Here is a 14,714-nt window from a genome sequence, read left to right as displayed (position 1 = left end):
GCTCTGCATACGTTTCGTCAGTCTCATCTGTACCTTTCTTTTGAAGAATCGGTATAAGTTGGGGCAAATCGATATCATTCAATCTGCAAACTTTGACACAAACTGCTGCCCTCTCTAAAAAATTAGTGAAGACAGGTATGATGAGTAGTCTTAGATCTCTCAAGATTGATGGCGTCGTTTTCGCATAGGCAAAACTCATGGACAACAAGTTGATGCTCATGATTCCGGGACCGACCCCGGTACCTGAAAAAGTATTGCTGGCTCAAGCTAAACACCCTATCGGCCACCGCAGCGGTGAATTCTCCGAAATTATGGCGGAGGTAACCGCAAACCTGAAGTGGCTGCACCAAACCCAAAACGACCTCTTAGTGCTGAGTGCCAGTGGTACAGGCGCGATGGAGGCAGGCATCATCAACTTTCTCAGTCCAGGCGATCGCGTTTTGGTTGGCTCTAACGGCAAATTTGGCGATCGCTGGGCACAAATTTCTCAAGCCTTTGGCCTTGATACTCACATCATTACGGCTGAATGGGGCAAACCACTCGATGCGAATGCGTTCAAGCAGGCTCTAGAAGCTGATACGGAAAAAGCCATCAAAGCTGTCATCATCACCCATAGCGAAACTTCGACGGGCGTGCTCAATCCTTTAGAAGACATCAACGCTCATGTCAAAGCCCACGGTGAAGCGCTGATTGTGGTAGATGCGGTGACCAGCTTGGGCGCTTACGACCTACCCATTGACGAACTAGGGCTAGATGTGGTCGGCTCTGGTTCACAAAAGGGCTACATGATTCCTCCCGGATTGGGGTTTGTCAGCGTTAGCGCTAAAGCTTGGCAGGCTTATGAGCAGGCAACTCTGCCTAAGTTCTACCTCGATTTAGGCAAGTATCGCAAAGCCGCCGCTAAAAATAGCAATCCCTTTACACCGCCGATTAGCCTCGTCTTTGCGCTACAAACAGCTTTGCAAATGATGAAAGCAGAAGGGCTAGAGCGTATTTTTGCCCGCCATGCGCGTCAAAAGCAAGCCACACGAGCGGCGATGCGAGCAATGGGGCAACCCTTATTTGCCAGCGACGAAGCCGCTAGCCCAGCGGTCACGGCTGTGATGCCTCAGCAGGTCGAAGCTGAACAGGTTCGTAGCGTCATGAAAAAGCGTTTTGATATTGCCTTAGCGGGCGGTCAAGATCACCTGAAAGGGCAAATTTTCCGCATTGGGCACTTAGGTTTTATCAGCGATCGCGATATTCTCACTGTAATTGGGGCGCTAGAGGCCACCTTCCTGGATTTAGGTTGCGATGGATTTACCCCCGGAGCAGGCATTGCGGCTGCCAGCGAAATTTTGACGGCTGGTTAAACCTATCAGCGCTGGTCAAACTGGAAGGCAAAAGGCGCTGTAAAAGGATTTTTGTCAGCAGCTTTTAGCCATTTGGGGGTGATCACTTGGATGGCGGCAACAGCCAGCCGCAAACCCCATCCTTAGACCCTAGCCCAGACAACAAAGAGGCGACGCCTAGGCGTCGCCTCCCAAATTTGCTGTTCATGTCAACCTCTGCAAAGTTCTCAAGCGGCTTCTAACCAGTCATAAATTTGCTCTAGCTGCTCTAGTGTGACCAGTCCGTACTGCCACAAAATCATCGGCAGCGGCCCTGGATCTTGTTCACTGCGCTTGAGGGCAACTTGAATGGAAGAAGGCGAAATTGCCAACTCCTCTTGCAGAAATCTAATCAGCTTGGAATAACTTTTGGGGGTCATTACAACTTCACCTCCTTGGGTTGATAAACTTTTTGTTCAATAGAACTGCTTCCTAGCTAGAAATACCTCCGTAGAAGACTAGGAAAAAGTCATCCAAAAAACACAAAGTCTTTTAGATTATCAGTAATTTGGCGAACTGAGACAGACCTGAGAAACACTATAGAATTTCGCCGAACTACCTGAATTGCGTATCGGCATCCTTAGCAAACTCAGCTGACTCAGTCTTTTCTAAGGGATGCAGCTAAGTTATCAAAATAACTGCCAATTGAATAGTCTAAGAATCTTACACTTTAAATTAATTTCAATCAGACTTTCGGCAGAATCAAGTTTCTGTAGGCGGATGGAAAAAAGCTGCTAATTTTACTCGGTAGCGATCGCTGTTACGCTCACCGTATCCCCTACTTCTAAGCCCAGTTCGGCGGCTCGTCCACTGCGCAGTTCAATTACCTGATCAATAATGACGCGACCCGGCCCGTAAGTTGGACAAGGCTCACTGCTACAGGGGGGAACTTCGGCAGCGATCGCCTGCACCTCTCCCTGGCGAATAAACACCATATCCAGCGGCACGGGCACATTCTTCATCCAAAAGTTAGCGGGTCGAGGCGAACTAAACTGAAAAAGCATGCCCCGATCAGGCGGTAGCTCAGCCCGATACATCAAGCCTAGCGCCTGCTGCTGAGGGGTTTCTGCCACCTCTAACTGAATGATCTCGCCCTTAATTTCTGCCTGAGCCGTAATCGGTAGCACTTGACCTAGATCGCTCAAAAGTAATTGAGTCGGTTCCTCAATGGCAGACTCTGCCGTTTCGGCGGTATTTGCCGGAACAGGTTCAGCCGAAGTCACAGGTTCAGAAGCAGAACAGCTCATGAGCAAAAAGCACAGCCCACACAGTATCCAGCGTACTTGAGTCATGGAAATCTGTCTCCAAAGAGATGACTGGGTCAAATGATGCAATTGCATTTTTATCTTTACGCCTCCCGCAAGACATAGCCTACACCCCGCACGGTTTGAATCAGGCGTTTTTCGTTTTCACCGTCAATTTTCAGCCGCAGGTAGCGAATATATACCTCAATCACATTCGATTCGCCCATAAAGTCGTAGCCCCAGACATTTTCTAAAATCTGTTCACGGGTTAAGACCTCACGAGGATGCTCCATTAAATATTTGAGCAATTCAAATTCTTTCATCGTCAGGTCAATTACCCGTTCGTTACGGGTGGCGGTACGCGTCGCCAGATCCAGGGTTAGCTCAGCAAAGCGCAACCGCTCATTGCTAACTTCTTTAGGTTGCAGGTAAAGCTGTACCAGTTTGAGAAAATCTTCAGAGCGATAAGGCTTGAGAAAATAGTCATCAGCCCCCGACTCTAAACAGGCAATGCGATCGGCTAAAGCATCCTTAGCCATCATTAGCAACATGGGTACGCGCAGACCTTGCGATCGCAAATGCTTGCACAAATCAATCCCCGATTCTCCCGCTAGCAGCCGATCGATGATGATGAGCGCTGGTTGAACGGATTGGGCTTGCGCTAGACCTGAGGCGGCATCATAGCTCACAATCGTTTCGTAGCCAGACTCTTCTAAGTCGCTAGACAAACGGGCGGCTAATTCTTGATTCGCTTCTATCAAAAGCACCCGAGGGGCTGAATCTGTCGAAACCGTATTCATCATCCACGACTCATAAAGATGAATGCCAAGGCATGGCCAAACTCGCAGCAATAGGGCTATTGCCTCAGCACAACCGCCGCTTGCATTACAGGGACGTTTTCAATCTAGCTTAGGTTGCCACCCCTGAACAGAGCGCTGCCGCCATTGGTGAACTGGCATTCCGCTTTACCAGGCTTATGGCAACTCTACCGACGTCGGTTTAGCAATATGCGGTAGTCCCCATCCTAGCTTTTCTCTCAAAACGCGAAAAAATTCCGGGGGCTGTAAGCGAATGAATTTAGCCGAATAAGGCGATCGCTGCACTTTCACCCGATCGGTCGGTGAAACATAGCAGCCACCATTACCATCTACCACCATCACTAGCTGATCGGGGTTAGCAGAGGTAATAATGACAGGCTCAGTATCTGGAAAAACCAGCCCCCGCGACGCTAGCGAGTGAGGACAAATCGGAATCAGTTGCATCACTGGCACATTGGGCGTAATCACCGGGCCACCCGCTGAAAGCGAGTAAGCCGTCGAGCCAGTTGGAGTTGAAATAATAATGCCATCAGCCGCAATATCAACCGGAGCATGGCGACCCACAGCCACCTCAAAATGACACATGCTGGTCAACGGTTCCCGGTGTAGCACCATTTCATTGAGACAGAGCGCCTCCCAAATCAGCGCTGAATCTTGAAATAGCTGCACCGCCAGCATAGCCCGCTGCTCAATTTCGTAGTTATTGGCTAAAACCGCGTCTAGAGCAAATGGGAGCTGATTGATATAAGCTTCTGTCAGAAAGCCCATGTGCCCAGTATTGACCGTCAACAACGGAATGCCAGCCGGAGCCGTTTGCCGACACGCCGATAAAACCGTGCCATCACCACCTAACACCACGGCAAAGGCCATTTCTTCGTCAAAATGGGGCGGTACCAGGCTATCAATAGAGGTATGGCAGATGGGATGAGCAGGATCTGAATAGCCTAATAGGCCGCCGACACCTGTCGCCGTGACAACTTCATAGCCATGAGACGATAGCTTGTCTTGAAGATCTTCAGCGACTTGACAGGCTGCAGGCTTAATGTCGTTATAAATAATGCCAACTTTGGGCACGCGCAAATTCCAACCAGAAATCTCAACGCTTTAAGAACAGAGCCACACCCGACTTCCTCGTAGGAGGCAACGTTGACAAAATCTGCTGCTGGCAATTTTGTCGAACGGGATCAGATGAATGCGTCCTTCCCCATAGGCTACCGCCTTTGAGGGCTATTTGAATAGAGTCTTGTGAGAGACAAGGGTAAAAAAATCTGCCTGATGGCGGGTCTTCTCTCCCTTTTTAGGGCAAAGGCTAGATCTCTAGCCCAGCATATCGTTATCTTAGCTAGTAAGCACGCTCCAGTCACCTCCGGCTGCAGGTTCAGCCAGGTTTGAGGAAGGGCGTTCCCTTTATGCTCCAAAGCTACCGCTATTTGCCGTGACCCGTCAGCGCCTTCCTCAAACAACTGCTTATGTTCGTATTACTCATCAGTCTTGGCAGCACGGCAAGATTGAAGGAGAAGTGAGAGCCAACAACTATGAATGGCAATTTAAATGGCGCTTTCGGCAGGGCGCGCTTACGGTTGAACCTTCTCTCGGTAGAGCTTTGATTAGAGAACCGCTCAATCGTTTTTTAGAACAGTGCGACTATCAGCTAGAGCCAGGGGGCGATTACTCGTTTACAATTCGGGCGCAGATTTAGCGAGTCAGCCGATTAAGATAGCGCTCAATCAGCAAAATGGCGACAATATCGTCAATGGGGCCAGGGGGGGTTCGCAGGCCGTGGGGCAAAAGCCGCTGGAGTCCTTTAGGGGGATGGATTTGCCAGTAGCGATCGCGGGCTTCTAAGCTACTATTGCGTTCGTCAACCATAATCACGCGAGGAGAGTTAGGCAAGGCAACCAATTGTTGACGCCAGGTTTTGGCGGTTGTTTGATCGCCCAAGACAATAGTTGAAATTGGAAAGATCTGCTGTAAAGCTTGAATCCGCTCAAGGGCTACCGGAGCGGCTAGCACTTCTCGGTGACGCAAAATGCGATCGACCCCCATAATGGCAATACCGCATTTGTCTCGCCCTGGATCAAAGCCTAAAATTACGGGCTGTCGTAGATTAGTCTCAGCAGGTAGCACAGAGTCTGGCCTCTCTGGAGCATAGGGCAGGGATGCTGACTGACATCCTGGCTTTATTTTGCACTGAAACATTAAAAATCATGAGGTTTAGAGATTTTAAGTGCGATCGCGCCTATTTTTTGCTAGAACTACGTGTTACAGTGCTATAGTTAGTGGTACATTTGTACGCACTGCGGAAACCAGCTAGCCAGTGCATATCAAAAGCGTCGAACTGTCTCATTTCAAATCTTTCGGTGGCACGACCAAGATTCCGTTGTTGCCAGGGTTTACCGTGGTTTCGGGGCCAAACGGGTCAGGGAAGTCAAATATTTTAGATGCACTGCTGTTTGCCCTGGGTTTATCTAGCTCAAAAGGCATGCGAGCCGAGCGCTTACCCGATTTAGTCAATCAAAATCACAGCAGCCGTCGCTCTACCGCCGAAGCCAGCGTAACGGCCACCTTTGACATTGGCGATGTGGTGGAACTGCTGGCGCAAGCAGCAGACTTAGACGCCGATAACGCCGACAGTAACGGCCATGAGGAAGCCGCCACCAAAATTGTGCCTTTGCCAACCACCTCAGAATGGAGCGTAACCCGCCGCCTGCGCGTTACCGCTCAAGGCACTTATACCTCAAACTATTACATCAACGGCGAAGCCTGTACGCTTAGTCAACTGCACGAGCAGCTACAGCGCTTTCGCATTTATCCCGAAGGTTATAACGTCGTTCTGCAAGGCGATGTCACCAGCATTATTTCCATGAATCCGCGAGAGCGACGAGAAATCATTGATGAGCTAGCAGGCGTAGCCGCTTTCGATCGCAAAATTGAACAGGCTAAGCAAAAGCTAGACGCTGTTAAAGATCGCGAGGAGCGGTTTCATATTGTTGAGCGAGAGCTGAATGTCCAGCTAGAGCGACTGGCTCAAGATCGGCAGAAAGCCGAAAAATATCAGCAGCTCAAAGCCAAACTGCAAGAACGGCTACTTTGGGAGACGGTGTTGGGCTGGCAGCAGCAGCAGCAGCAAATTCAGCAGCTTTCAGCCCAAATTGAGCAGGGCGATCGCCAGCAGATCGCCCTAACCAAAGAAATTGCAGCGCTGCAGCAAACGATTGAACAAGCCACTTCAGCCCTGAGCGCCTTAAACGACCGGGTCAAAGCGCTAGGAGAAGAAGATCATTTAGCGCTACAGTCTACGCTGGCAACACAAGAAGCCGAGCGCCGCCAACTGCAGCGGCAAGCCACCGATTTACGCACTGCCAGCCAAACCGTACACGAACAGATTGCGCAGGCTCAAGCCACCGTGCAAACCTCGCTAGCGGCGCTGGCTGAAACTGAGCAACAGCTCACCCAGTCTTTACAGCAAGAGCTAGCCCAGCAACAGCAAACCCTAGCAACCGCCCAAAGCGAACTAGAACAGCGACGAGCCGCTACTGACGCCATCGCCAATGCCTCGCAAGCCTGGGTGCAAGCCCAAGCTGAACACCGTCATCAGCTAGACACGCTGCAACAGCAGCTTGCGCCCAAACAAGCCCAGCAGGTGCGGCTGCAAGAACGGTTACAGCAGCTAACTCAGCAACAGCAGCAGCAAAGCGAAACGCTGCGATCGCTAGCTCAGGCCATTGCCGCTGCCAGTATCGATCAGCCACTAGCAGCAGAACAAGCCACTGCCCAGCAGCAAGTACAAAACCTAGCCCAAGCCGTCGCCGCTACCGAACAGGAATTGCAAGTGCAGCAAGAAACTCGCGATCGCCTGCTGCAAGAACAGCGCGACAAACAGCGCCAACTCGACAAGCTCGAAGCCCAAGCCCAAGCCCTGCAAGAAACCCAGGGCACCCAGGCCACCAAAGTCTTACTCAATGAAAATCTACCTGGGGTTTGTGGCTTGGTTGCTCAGCTTGGTCGCGTTGAGCCGCGCTATCAGTTGGCACTAGAAATTGCGGCGGGTAGCCGTTTGGGGTACCTGGTGGTTGAGGATGATCGTACCGCTGCTGCTGGAATTGAATTGCTCAAGCGCAGACGGGCAGGACGGGCTACTTTTTTGCCCCTCAACGCTATTCGGGTACCGCGTTTTAGCCCTATGCCTGAGTGGAAGCGGCCAGAAGGCATGGTGGACTATGCGATGAACCTGATCGACTGTGAACCGGCCTATCAAGACGTGTTTAATTACGTCTTTGGCAATACGGTGGTGTTTGAGCAGTTGGCCGCCGCCCGCCGCCACTTAGGCCAGTTTCGCATGGTCACCCTAGAAGGTGAACTGTTAGAAACCAGCGGCGCTATGACCGGAGGCAGTATGCTGAGCCGCCAAGGACGGCTGCACTTTGGCACTGTAGAAGCGGCGGAATCTGCCGAAGCGATCGCCCTACGCGATCGCCTGCAAGCCATCGAGCAAATCTTGCAGCGCTGTGAACAAAGCCTGGGGCAAGCTCAGCAAACCCTACAGCAAAATTCTCAAGCCTTAATAGAGGCCAAACAGCATTATCGCGAACGGCAGCTACAGATTGCCCAAGCGCAGCAGCAACTCCAGCAGTTACAGCAGCAACAAGCCACCCTTCAACAGCAGCAGCAAAAGACTCAGCAAGAGCTAGCTACCAGCCAAACCCAGCTACAAACCTTAGCCCAAGAAATGCCGACGTTAGAGCAGCAAATAGTGGCTCAGCGAGAAGCCTTGGCAGAGCTTGAGCAATCTCAAACCCATAGCGAATGGCAGGCTGCTCAAGCCCAGGTGCGTCAGTTGGAAACTCATCTAGCAGCTTGCCAGCAGGCCGTCAGATCAACGGAGCAACGGCAACAATTCTTGCAAACTGAACAGCAGCGTCTGCAAGAAAAGCTCCAGCAAAGCCAGCACCAAATTCATGCCTATCGGCAGCAGCAGCAAGCCCAGATTAATCAACAGACAGCCTTAGCTGAGCAGCAAGCGGCGTTAGATAGCCAAATTATGCGAACTCGCTCAGAGCTAGCAGAACTAGATAAAGTGTTAGCCACTGAACGAGCCAACCGCGATCGCGCCGAACGGCAGCTCAAACAGCAACAGGTAGACCTTCAGCAGCTCGACTGGCAGCGCCAAAAGCTACAAGAGGTACAGCAAGAACGACGCCAGCAACAGCAAGAACGACAACAAGCCCTGACGGCTCAAGCGGCTGAACTGCCCGACCCGCCACCCGAAATTCCGCCTGACACTGACCTAGAAAAACTGAAACAGCAAGTGCGATCGCTGCAGAAGCGTCTAGAAGCGATGGAGCCAGTTAACATGCTGGCACTTGAAGAACACAACCGCACCCAAGAACGCCTAGACGAACTCACTCAAAAACTGACAACCCTCGCCGAAGAACGCACCGAACTGCTGCTGCGCATCGAAAACTTCACAACCTTACGCTGCAAAGCCTTTAAAGAAGCCTTTACTGCCGTCAACAAAAACTTTCAGGCCATCTTTGCCGAACTTTCCGATGGCGATGGTCACCTGCAGCTTGACGACCCGCAAGATCCGTTCAACGGGGGGTTAAATCTCGTGGCTCATCCTAAAGGTAAACCCGTGCGGCGATTAGCGTCTATGTCAGGGGGCGAAAAATCCTTGACGGCTCTGAGCTTTATTTTTGCTCTACAGCGCTATCGCCCTTCACCGTTTTATGCCTTTGATGAAGTCGATATGTTCCTTGACGGAGCAAACGTAGAGCGATTAGCTAGAATGATCAAACATCAGGCTCAGCAGGCTCAGTTTATTGTAGTGAGTTTGCGGCGTCCGATGATCGAATCGTCAGAACGTACAATTGGGGTAACTCAGGCCAGAGGTGCCTATACCCAAGTTTTGGGGCTAAACCTTGAACCAAAGAGTGCTTCAATGTAGTTCTGTTAACTTATTGTAATCCTCGGTAAGATGTACATCTAAGTACGTAGATGTACATGCCCCGATTCGAGATTGGGACTCGACATGACTTTTGAACAAAGCCGATTACGCTCTGATCTATTAGGTACGCAGGTAATTACCCGCAATGACGGCAAGCGCCTTGGCGTTGTCAGCCAGCTATGGGTAGATGTCGATCGCGGTGAAGTAGTGGCGCTAGGGTTGCGAGAAAACATTCTCTCTGGCGTAGTTTCTAGCACTGAGCAGGTGATGTTGCTCAGCAGCATTCGCCAAATCGGCGATGTCATTTTGGTCGACGACGAGGATGCGGTCGAAGACGATATCAGCATCGCTCCCTACAGTACGCTGGTCAGATGTGAGGTGATTACCGAAGCGGGCGAATCGCTCGGTCGAGTCCGGGGATTTAAATTTGATGTCGTGACGGGCAAAATTGAATCTTTAGTGATTGCGTCGTTAGGGTTACCCCAAATTCCCGATCAGGTGGTCAGTACCTACGAACTTCCCATTGATGAGATTGTTAGCAGCGGCCCTGATCGTTTGATCGTGTTTGAAGGTGCTGAAGAGAAGCTAGTACAGCTTACCGTGGGGATTTTAGAACGCTTGGGTATTGGCAGCCCACCCTGGGAGCGCGATGCTGAAGACGCCTACATTATGCCTGTCTCTACTTCAAACCAGTTGCCCTCTGGGCTAGAAACCCCCGTTGAGCAGACGTTGCGAGAACGCCCCCCCGTTGTTGAAGAACGCTGGAGCGATGACGATTGGGGTGAACCTGAACCCGTACCGATGGAACCCTTGCCGCGTCAGGAAGCAAAACTAGAAGCTTACGCAGACGACTTTGAGGAAGATAACTGGAGCGATGCCACCCCGCCTCAAGATACCTACGCTGCTTATGCAGAGGATGAGGACGTTACCGGGGATATCTGGTCTGATGACGATGTACCCGAACCGTATGAAGCGCCGCCAGTAAACCTGCCTCAGAAGAAAAAAGTAACCGAATACGAAGAAGAATTAGACTACTAAGCAACTTGAGAGCTAGATGAGATGCCCCAGTCCCCTGGGGCTTACTTAAAAGCGGTTGATTAAGATTGGCATTCATCCCTTAAAAACCTGGCAGGGCGATCGCTCCTTTAGGTGCCTTCATATCTACATCTGCGCCTTTGTTTTTTGAAGCAGTTCTTCACACACTTTGAAGGGTTTGGTGTTCTGCAGCTATTGAGCATTAAATTTCCAGTCTCAGCGATTATACTGAAAACCTACCCTGGTAGAGCCATAGAGCCGTTTATCATTCTCTGGCCGCGTTGAGCTTTTTTACCTTCTGCCTTATCTGCCTATAGCCTTGACCTATGCTAAAAGCGCAAACTCAGGAAGGTTACGACGAATATGTGTCTGAACTGCTGAGGTTTAGCTCTAAGGCTATGCAGCAAAAAGTTCAGAAAGGGGCTAGACAGAGCTTAAGGCGACCGGCTGTTCTACCTGAATATTCTGATTCCATTGCGACATCTAGCCTACAGACGGCGTACCTGATAGCGCTAGATGCTCACGCCGATCCAGTCGCTCCCTTGCGCTATCGAGATTTGACCGCCCTCACCGAAGTCTTTGACGATGAGCAAATCTCCGAAATTGAGGCCGATATTTTGCAGCATCTCAGTTGGATGCACCCTGAGCCTTGCTGGGATGATGAACCCTACGAATTCCTACAGGGCTATCTCTAAAAAGCCGTAGAGAATCTCAACCATGGAAACTCTCTACGGCTATATCGACAGCAAACGGCTAGCACCGCCTAAAAAGGAATATCGTCGTAGTCGGGTTCTTCAGCCGGGGCTTCGTAAGCAGCAGGCACGGTCGGGCTAGGGGCAGCTTGCGCCATTGGCGGCTGAGAGGGCTGACGGCTCGGTAGCGGAGTTTCTCCCTCAGGGCTTGCCGCAGCAAAGCTACTAGACAAACTAGTAGCCTCTAGCCGATAAATCCGTTGAGCCGTCATTTCGGCCTGCTTTTCGCGAAAGCCTTCAGGTCGCTCAACCGTGTTCATTGACAGGCGACCTTCTAGCAAAATGCGATCGCCCGCCTGATACTGCGCCTGAATCTCTTGCGCCAGGTTGCCCCAGCCAACCACCTTCATTTGAGAGGGTGCTTCATCAGGTCGCAGCCCCGGAAACTGAATGACAAATTCAGCTACTGCCATCTGATTATCAGAGGTATACCGCAATTGAGGCGCTTGAATAATTTCCGCCATCAAGATGCAGTTGTTCATCGTTTCACTTCCTCAAAGCCTTGCTCTTTTTCGATAAATTCTTGGACATAAGCTCGGTATTCCCGCAGCTTTTCGTCCATCCATTCCCGATCTTCACTATTTGAAAAAACATGGACTAAAGGTTCGCCAGCGTCAGGCAAAATCAACACCCAGCTATCACGCTCCCGATCTAAGATCTTAACGCCATCAATCAGCTCTAGATCTTCAGAAGAATGAGTTTCAACCAGATGACGCATCAGTGCACCTTTAACCGTCCACGGACAGCGTACGGTTTGTGAACGGTGGGAAATGCGGGGTAGCTCACTCCAAATTTGGCCGAGCGATCGCTCTTGAATCGTCAACATCTCAATCAGCTTAGCAATGCAGAACATCGCGTCAAAGCCGGGATGCAACTGCGGGAAAATAAAGCCCATATCGCCGCTACCCCCCAGCACCACATTGTCGTTAGCTTGGCAAGCTTCCATCAAAGCGGTTGGGTTAGCCTTAGTACGAATCACCCGTCCATCATGGCGACGAGCAATCTGCTCAACCGCTCCAGATGCCTGCACCGGTACAACCACCGTCCCGCGAGGATGAGCCGTCAAAATCATGTGGGTCATCAGCGCCGTTAGCACCTCTCCTCGAATAGGCGTACCCACTTCGTCTACTAAAATTAATTGCTCACCATTAGCAGACACCTGCACACCAAAATTAGCTTGCAAAGCTTCCACCACATGGCCTAGCTGCCCCAGCAAAACCTCTTTTTCGGCGGCTGCAGGAGCCGACTGTCGCAAACTAGCATTGATCACCACAGCGTCGCACCCAAACTTGGCTAGCAACTGAGGCAGCACCGCTCCCGAAACAGCATAGACATAGTCAATCACCACTTTAGACTTGCTGTTGCGAACCGCTTCTACATTCAACCGTTGCTCAAAAGCCGTTGAGTAAATATCTACAACCCGGCTAGGATAAGCCACATGGCCAATTTCATGAATCTGAGCGCGGCGAAGGTCTTCTTTGAAATAAGCCCCTTCAATTTTCTTTTCCTTGCCTTTAGGAATATCAATGCCCTTATCGTCAAAGAACTCAATCAAAATCTGATCAGGGCGATCGGGGTGCAGGCGAATATGAATTCCACCCGCCACGCCCAACGTTGGCAACACCGTTCTGGCAACCGGAATAGCCGTTGCCTCCAGGTTTTGCACATTAATACCGACCCCCATCAATCCGGCAATCATAGAGCGAGAAACCATGCGAGAAATACTCCGCTGGTCACGCGAAACCGTAACGTGAGAGCCGACCTTGAGCGTAGAACCGTAAGCAGCCCCTAGCTTGACCGCAAACTCAGGCGTGATGTCGATATTAGCGAGTCCGGCAACGCCGCGTTGACCAAACAAATTACGCTGAGCCGTGTTACCCCAAATCAGGTTGATATTGAGTGAAGCACCCGATTCAATTTGCTTACTCGGCCAGACCCGCACACCGGGGCTAATTTGCGCCTCTTCTCCCACCGTAGAGAGCGCACCTACAACCGCCCCTTCTAGCACATGGGCGCGACGGTCAACTCTAGCACCCCGGGAAATAACACAGGCTCGCAAATGAGCTTCATCCCCAATAATGGCTCCATTCCAAATAATGGGTCGCTTCAAGTCAGCATCGCTACCAATTGTGACGTTGTCGCCAATCACGGTACCAGCTTCAATATTGACGCGTGGCCCAATGCGGCAGTTACTACCAATGAGAACCGGAGTTTGAATTTTGGCTGAAGCGTCAATGTGGGTATTTTGTCCGATCCACAGCCCTGGAGATGTTTCTTCGTAGCCAAAGTCAACCTTGACTTGCTGCTGCAGCGCATCGTATTGCGCTTCTCGGTAAGCATCTAGGTGGCCGACATCACACCAGTAGCTATCGGCTACATAGCCGTACATCGGTTCACCTTTTTCGAGCAAGAGGGGAAAGAGTTCTTTCGAAAAATCAGACTCTTGATTAGCAGGCAGGTAGTCTAAAACTTCTGGCTCCAGAATATAAGTACCTGTGTTGACCGTGTCTGAAAAAATTTCGCTGGTGGAAGGCTTTTCTAAAAAGCGCTGAATGCGGTTGTTTTCATCGGTAATGACCACTCCAAACTCAATGGGGTTAGGCACACGAGTCAAAATCAGGGTTGCTTTAGAGCCTTTCTCGCGATGAAAGCGAACCGCTTCTTGTAAATCAAAATCGGCGATACTGTCACCGCTGATGACCAAAAAGGTATCATCTAGCAATTCTGAAATGTTTTTTACACAACCTGCTGTCCCAAGGGGCTGATCTTCTTCAACGGCATAAGTTACCTGTACCCCAAAGTCTTTGCCATCTTGAAAATAATCTCGCATGACGTCAGGTAGGTAGTGCAGTGTGGCAATCACCTCAGTTACGCCGTGGCGTTTGAGCAGATTGATAATATGCTCTGAAATTGGACGATTGAGAATCGGCACCATCGGCTTTGGCAGGTCGCAAGTTAGTGGCCTTAACCGTGTTCCTGACCCTCCGGCCATCAGCACTGCGCGCATACATCCTCCTTGACTGCTTATCAATGAACTTAAAGTTAAAATTGTGGACTCAAGGCTTCAGGGTCACCATCTCGTTTGGATGGCGCATCAGAGCTTAGAAGCCTCGCCGTATTTTGCTTGCTTCGGTTTGTTGTCCCACACCTATAAAACCATTTTTTTACTCCCTACCAGTAGCACCCATTACGAAAACGATTTTGCTAATCTACAGAGAAGGCTTGTATGGGCTTAGCTCTATTTGTCATCCTAGACTAGGCTCAGTTCCAGCCTAATTTGGAGCTTGCTGATATTGTATAGGCTGCTCTAATGAATCAATTGGAGTCAAAATAACCATGAGCTCTTTGATCATTCTTTTATTGGCGGCAGGTTACGGCTACGGGGCTTGGAAGTTCTGGCGAGGCTTTCATCGCACCAACTTTAGCCAAGGGCGTTTACAACTGACGCTGCTTTGGCCTGTTTTTCTGATTGCCAATAAGAGTTACCGACAAAACTTTTCTAAAGCTCTCAAGGGACGATAAAAGAACGTCATTCGTCTACTATCCTA

The 14,714-nt window shown here is 50.5% G+C and carries 14 protein-coding genes; 6 read left to right on the top strand and 8 right to left on the bottom strand.

Features of this window, described 5'->3' with window-relative positions:
- Positions 1–199: hypothetical protein (locus tag ACTS3T_RS23080; protein ID WP_462935804.1), on the bottom strand; the 199-nt coding region annotated here is incomplete at its 3' end.
- On the opposite strand from ACTS3T_RS23080, the gene ACTS3T_RS23075 reads away from it, so the two are divergent.
- Entirely contained in the window at positions 198–1,352 is a 1,155-nt protein-coding gene (locus ACTS3T_RS23075) for a pyridoxal-phosphate-dependent aminotransferase family protein (protein WP_377960634.1), read from the top strand. The genes ACTS3T_RS23080 and ACTS3T_RS23075 overlap by 2 nt on opposite strands.
- A 206-nt stretch (positions 1,353–1,558) precedes the next feature.
- On the opposite strand, the gene ACTS3T_RS23070 is transcribed toward ACTS3T_RS23075, so the two are convergent.
- The 4 genes from ACTS3T_RS23070 to ACTS3T_RS23055 all read right to left on the bottom strand — a co-directional run bounded on the left by ACTS3T_RS23070 (position 1,559) and on the right by ACTS3T_RS23055 (position 4,506).
- Positions 1,559–1,750, bottom strand: coding sequence for a DUF2949 domain-containing protein (locus tag ACTS3T_RS23070; RefSeq protein WP_346289432.1), 192 nt, complete (start codon positions 1,748–1,750; stop codon positions 1,559–1,561).
- 360 nt (positions 1,751–2,110) lie between these two features.
- Entirely contained in the window at positions 2,111–2,662 is a 552-nt protein-coding gene (locus tag ACTS3T_RS23065) for a DUF192 domain-containing protein (protein ID WP_377960636.1), read from the bottom strand.
- A 56-nt stretch (positions 2,663–2,718) separates the two neighbouring features.
- On the bottom strand, positions 2,719–3,414 hold the full coding sequence (gene nblR, locus ACTS3T_RS23060; RefSeq protein ID WP_377960791.1) for a response regulator transcription factor NblR: 696 nt from the start codon (positions 3,412–3,414) through the stop codon (positions 2,719–2,721).
- 174 nt (positions 3,415–3,588) lie between these two features.
- Positions 3,589–4,506 (bottom strand): NAD(+) kinase, encoded by a 918-nt coding sequence (locus tag ACTS3T_RS23055; protein WP_377960638.1) that lies wholly within the window; start codon positions 4,504–4,506, stop codon positions 3,589–3,591.
- Between the two features lie 361 nt (positions 4,507–4,867).
- Between ACTS3T_RS23055 and ACTS3T_RS23050 the strand changes: the two genes are divergently transcribed.
- The gene (locus tag ACTS3T_RS23050) at positions 4,868–5,131 is read left to right on the top strand and encodes a DUF3146 family protein (RefSeq protein ID WP_377960640.1); all 264 of its coding nucleotides are present in this window, start codon (positions 4,868–4,870) and stop codon (positions 5,129–5,131) included.
- Here ACTS3T_RS23050 and ACTS3T_RS23045 read toward each other — a convergent pair.
- Positions 5,128–5,559 (bottom strand): RuvC family protein, encoded by a 432-nt coding sequence (locus ACTS3T_RS23045; protein WP_377960642.1) that lies wholly within the window; start codon positions 5,557–5,559, stop codon positions 5,128–5,130. The genes ACTS3T_RS23050 and ACTS3T_RS23045 overlap by 4 nt on opposite strands.
- 190 nt (positions 5,560–5,749) lie before the next feature.
- Here ACTS3T_RS23045 and smc point away from each other — a divergent pair, with 190 nt between their 5' ends.
- From smc to ACTS3T_RS23030, 3 genes are all read left to right on the top strand, one after another.
- A complete protein-coding gene (smc, locus tag ACTS3T_RS23040; RefSeq protein ID WP_377960644.1) occupies positions 5,750–9,379 on the top strand; it encodes a chromosome segregation protein SMC in 3,630 nt (1,209 codons plus the stop codon).
- Between the two features lie 84 nt (positions 9,380–9,463).
- Complete coding sequence (locus ACTS3T_RS23035; protein ID WP_377960646.1) at positions 9,464–10,417, top strand: PRC-barrel domain-containing protein; 954 nt, start codon at positions 9,464–9,466, stop codon at positions 10,415–10,417.
- Between the two features lie 323 nt (positions 10,418–10,740).
- Positions 10,741–11,109: a hypothetical protein gene (locus ACTS3T_RS23030; protein ID WP_377960648.1), complete on the top strand. Its 369-nt coding sequence runs from the start codon at positions 10,741–10,743 to the stop codon at positions 11,107–11,109.
- A gap of 68 nt (positions 11,110–11,177) precedes the next feature.
- On the opposite strand, the gene ACTS3T_RS23025 is transcribed toward ACTS3T_RS23030, so the two are convergent.
- Together ACTS3T_RS23025 and ACTS3T_RS23020 are read right to left on the bottom strand one after the other, a co-directional pair.
- Positions 11,178–11,648, bottom strand: a complete 471-nt coding sequence (locus ACTS3T_RS23025) for a single-stranded DNA-binding protein (protein ID WP_377960650.1) — start codon at positions 11,646–11,648, stop codon at positions 11,178–11,180.
- The gene (locus ACTS3T_RS23020) at positions 11,645–14,173 is read right to left on the bottom strand and encodes a sugar phosphate nucleotidyltransferase (protein WP_377960652.1); all 2,529 of its coding nucleotides are present in this window, start codon (positions 14,171–14,173) and stop codon (positions 11,645–11,647) included. Before ACTS3T_RS23020 ends, ACTS3T_RS23025 begins: the two co-directional genes overlap by 4 nt.
- Positions 14,174–14,502: 329 nt before the next feature.
- Between ACTS3T_RS23020 and ACTS3T_RS23015 the strand changes: the two genes are divergently transcribed.
- Positions 14,503–14,688, top strand: a complete 186-nt coding sequence (locus ACTS3T_RS23015) for a hypothetical protein (protein WP_377960654.1) — start codon at positions 14,503–14,505, stop codon at positions 14,686–14,688.
- Positions 14,689–14,714: the final 26 nt, after the last annotated feature.

Source organism: Almyronema sp. (assembly GCF_052168255.1).
GTDB classification, from domain to species: domain Bacteria; phylum Cyanobacteriota; class Cyanobacteriia; order Phormidesmidales; family Phormidesmidaceae; genus Sphaerothrix; species Sphaerothrix epifaneia.
This window is presented reverse-complemented; position numbering and strand designations above follow the sequence as displayed.

Bases quoted from the DNA above. Each gene is read 5' to 3' on its own strand.
- ACTS3T_RS23075 (WP_377960634.1), top strand. From the start codon at position 198: ATGGACAACAAGTTGATGCTCATGATTCCGGGACCGACCCCGGTACCT.
- ACTS3T_RS23070 (WP_346289432.1), bottom strand. From the start codon at position 1,750: ATGACCCCCAAAAGTTATTCCAAGCTGATTAGATTTCTGCAAGAGGAG.
- ACTS3T_RS23065 (WP_377960636.1), bottom strand. From the start codon at position 2,662: ATGACTCAAGTACGCTGGATACTGTGTGGGCTGTGCTTTTTGCTCATG.
- nblR (WP_377960791.1), bottom strand. From the start codon at position 3,414: ATGAATACGGTTTCGACAGATTCAGCCCCTCGGGTGCTTTTGATAGAA.
- ACTS3T_RS23035 (WP_377960646.1), top strand. From the start codon at position 9,464: ATGACTTTTGAACAAAGCCGATTACGCTCTGATCTATTAGGTACGCAG.
- ACTS3T_RS23030 (WP_377960648.1), top strand. From the start codon at position 10,741: ATGCTAAAAGCGCAAACTCAGGAAGGTTACGACGAATATGTGTCTGAA.
- ACTS3T_RS23025 (WP_377960650.1), bottom strand. From the start codon at position 11,648: ATGAACAACTGCATCTTGATGGCGGAAATTATTCAAGCGCCTCAATTG.
- ACTS3T_RS23020 (WP_377960652.1), bottom strand. From the start codon at position 14,173: ATGCGCGCAGTGCTGATGGCCGGAGGGTCAGGAACACGGTTAAGGCCA.
- ACTS3T_RS23015 (WP_377960654.1), top strand. From the start codon at position 14,503: ATGAGCTCTTTGATCATTCTTTTATTGGCGGCAGGTTACGGCTACGGG.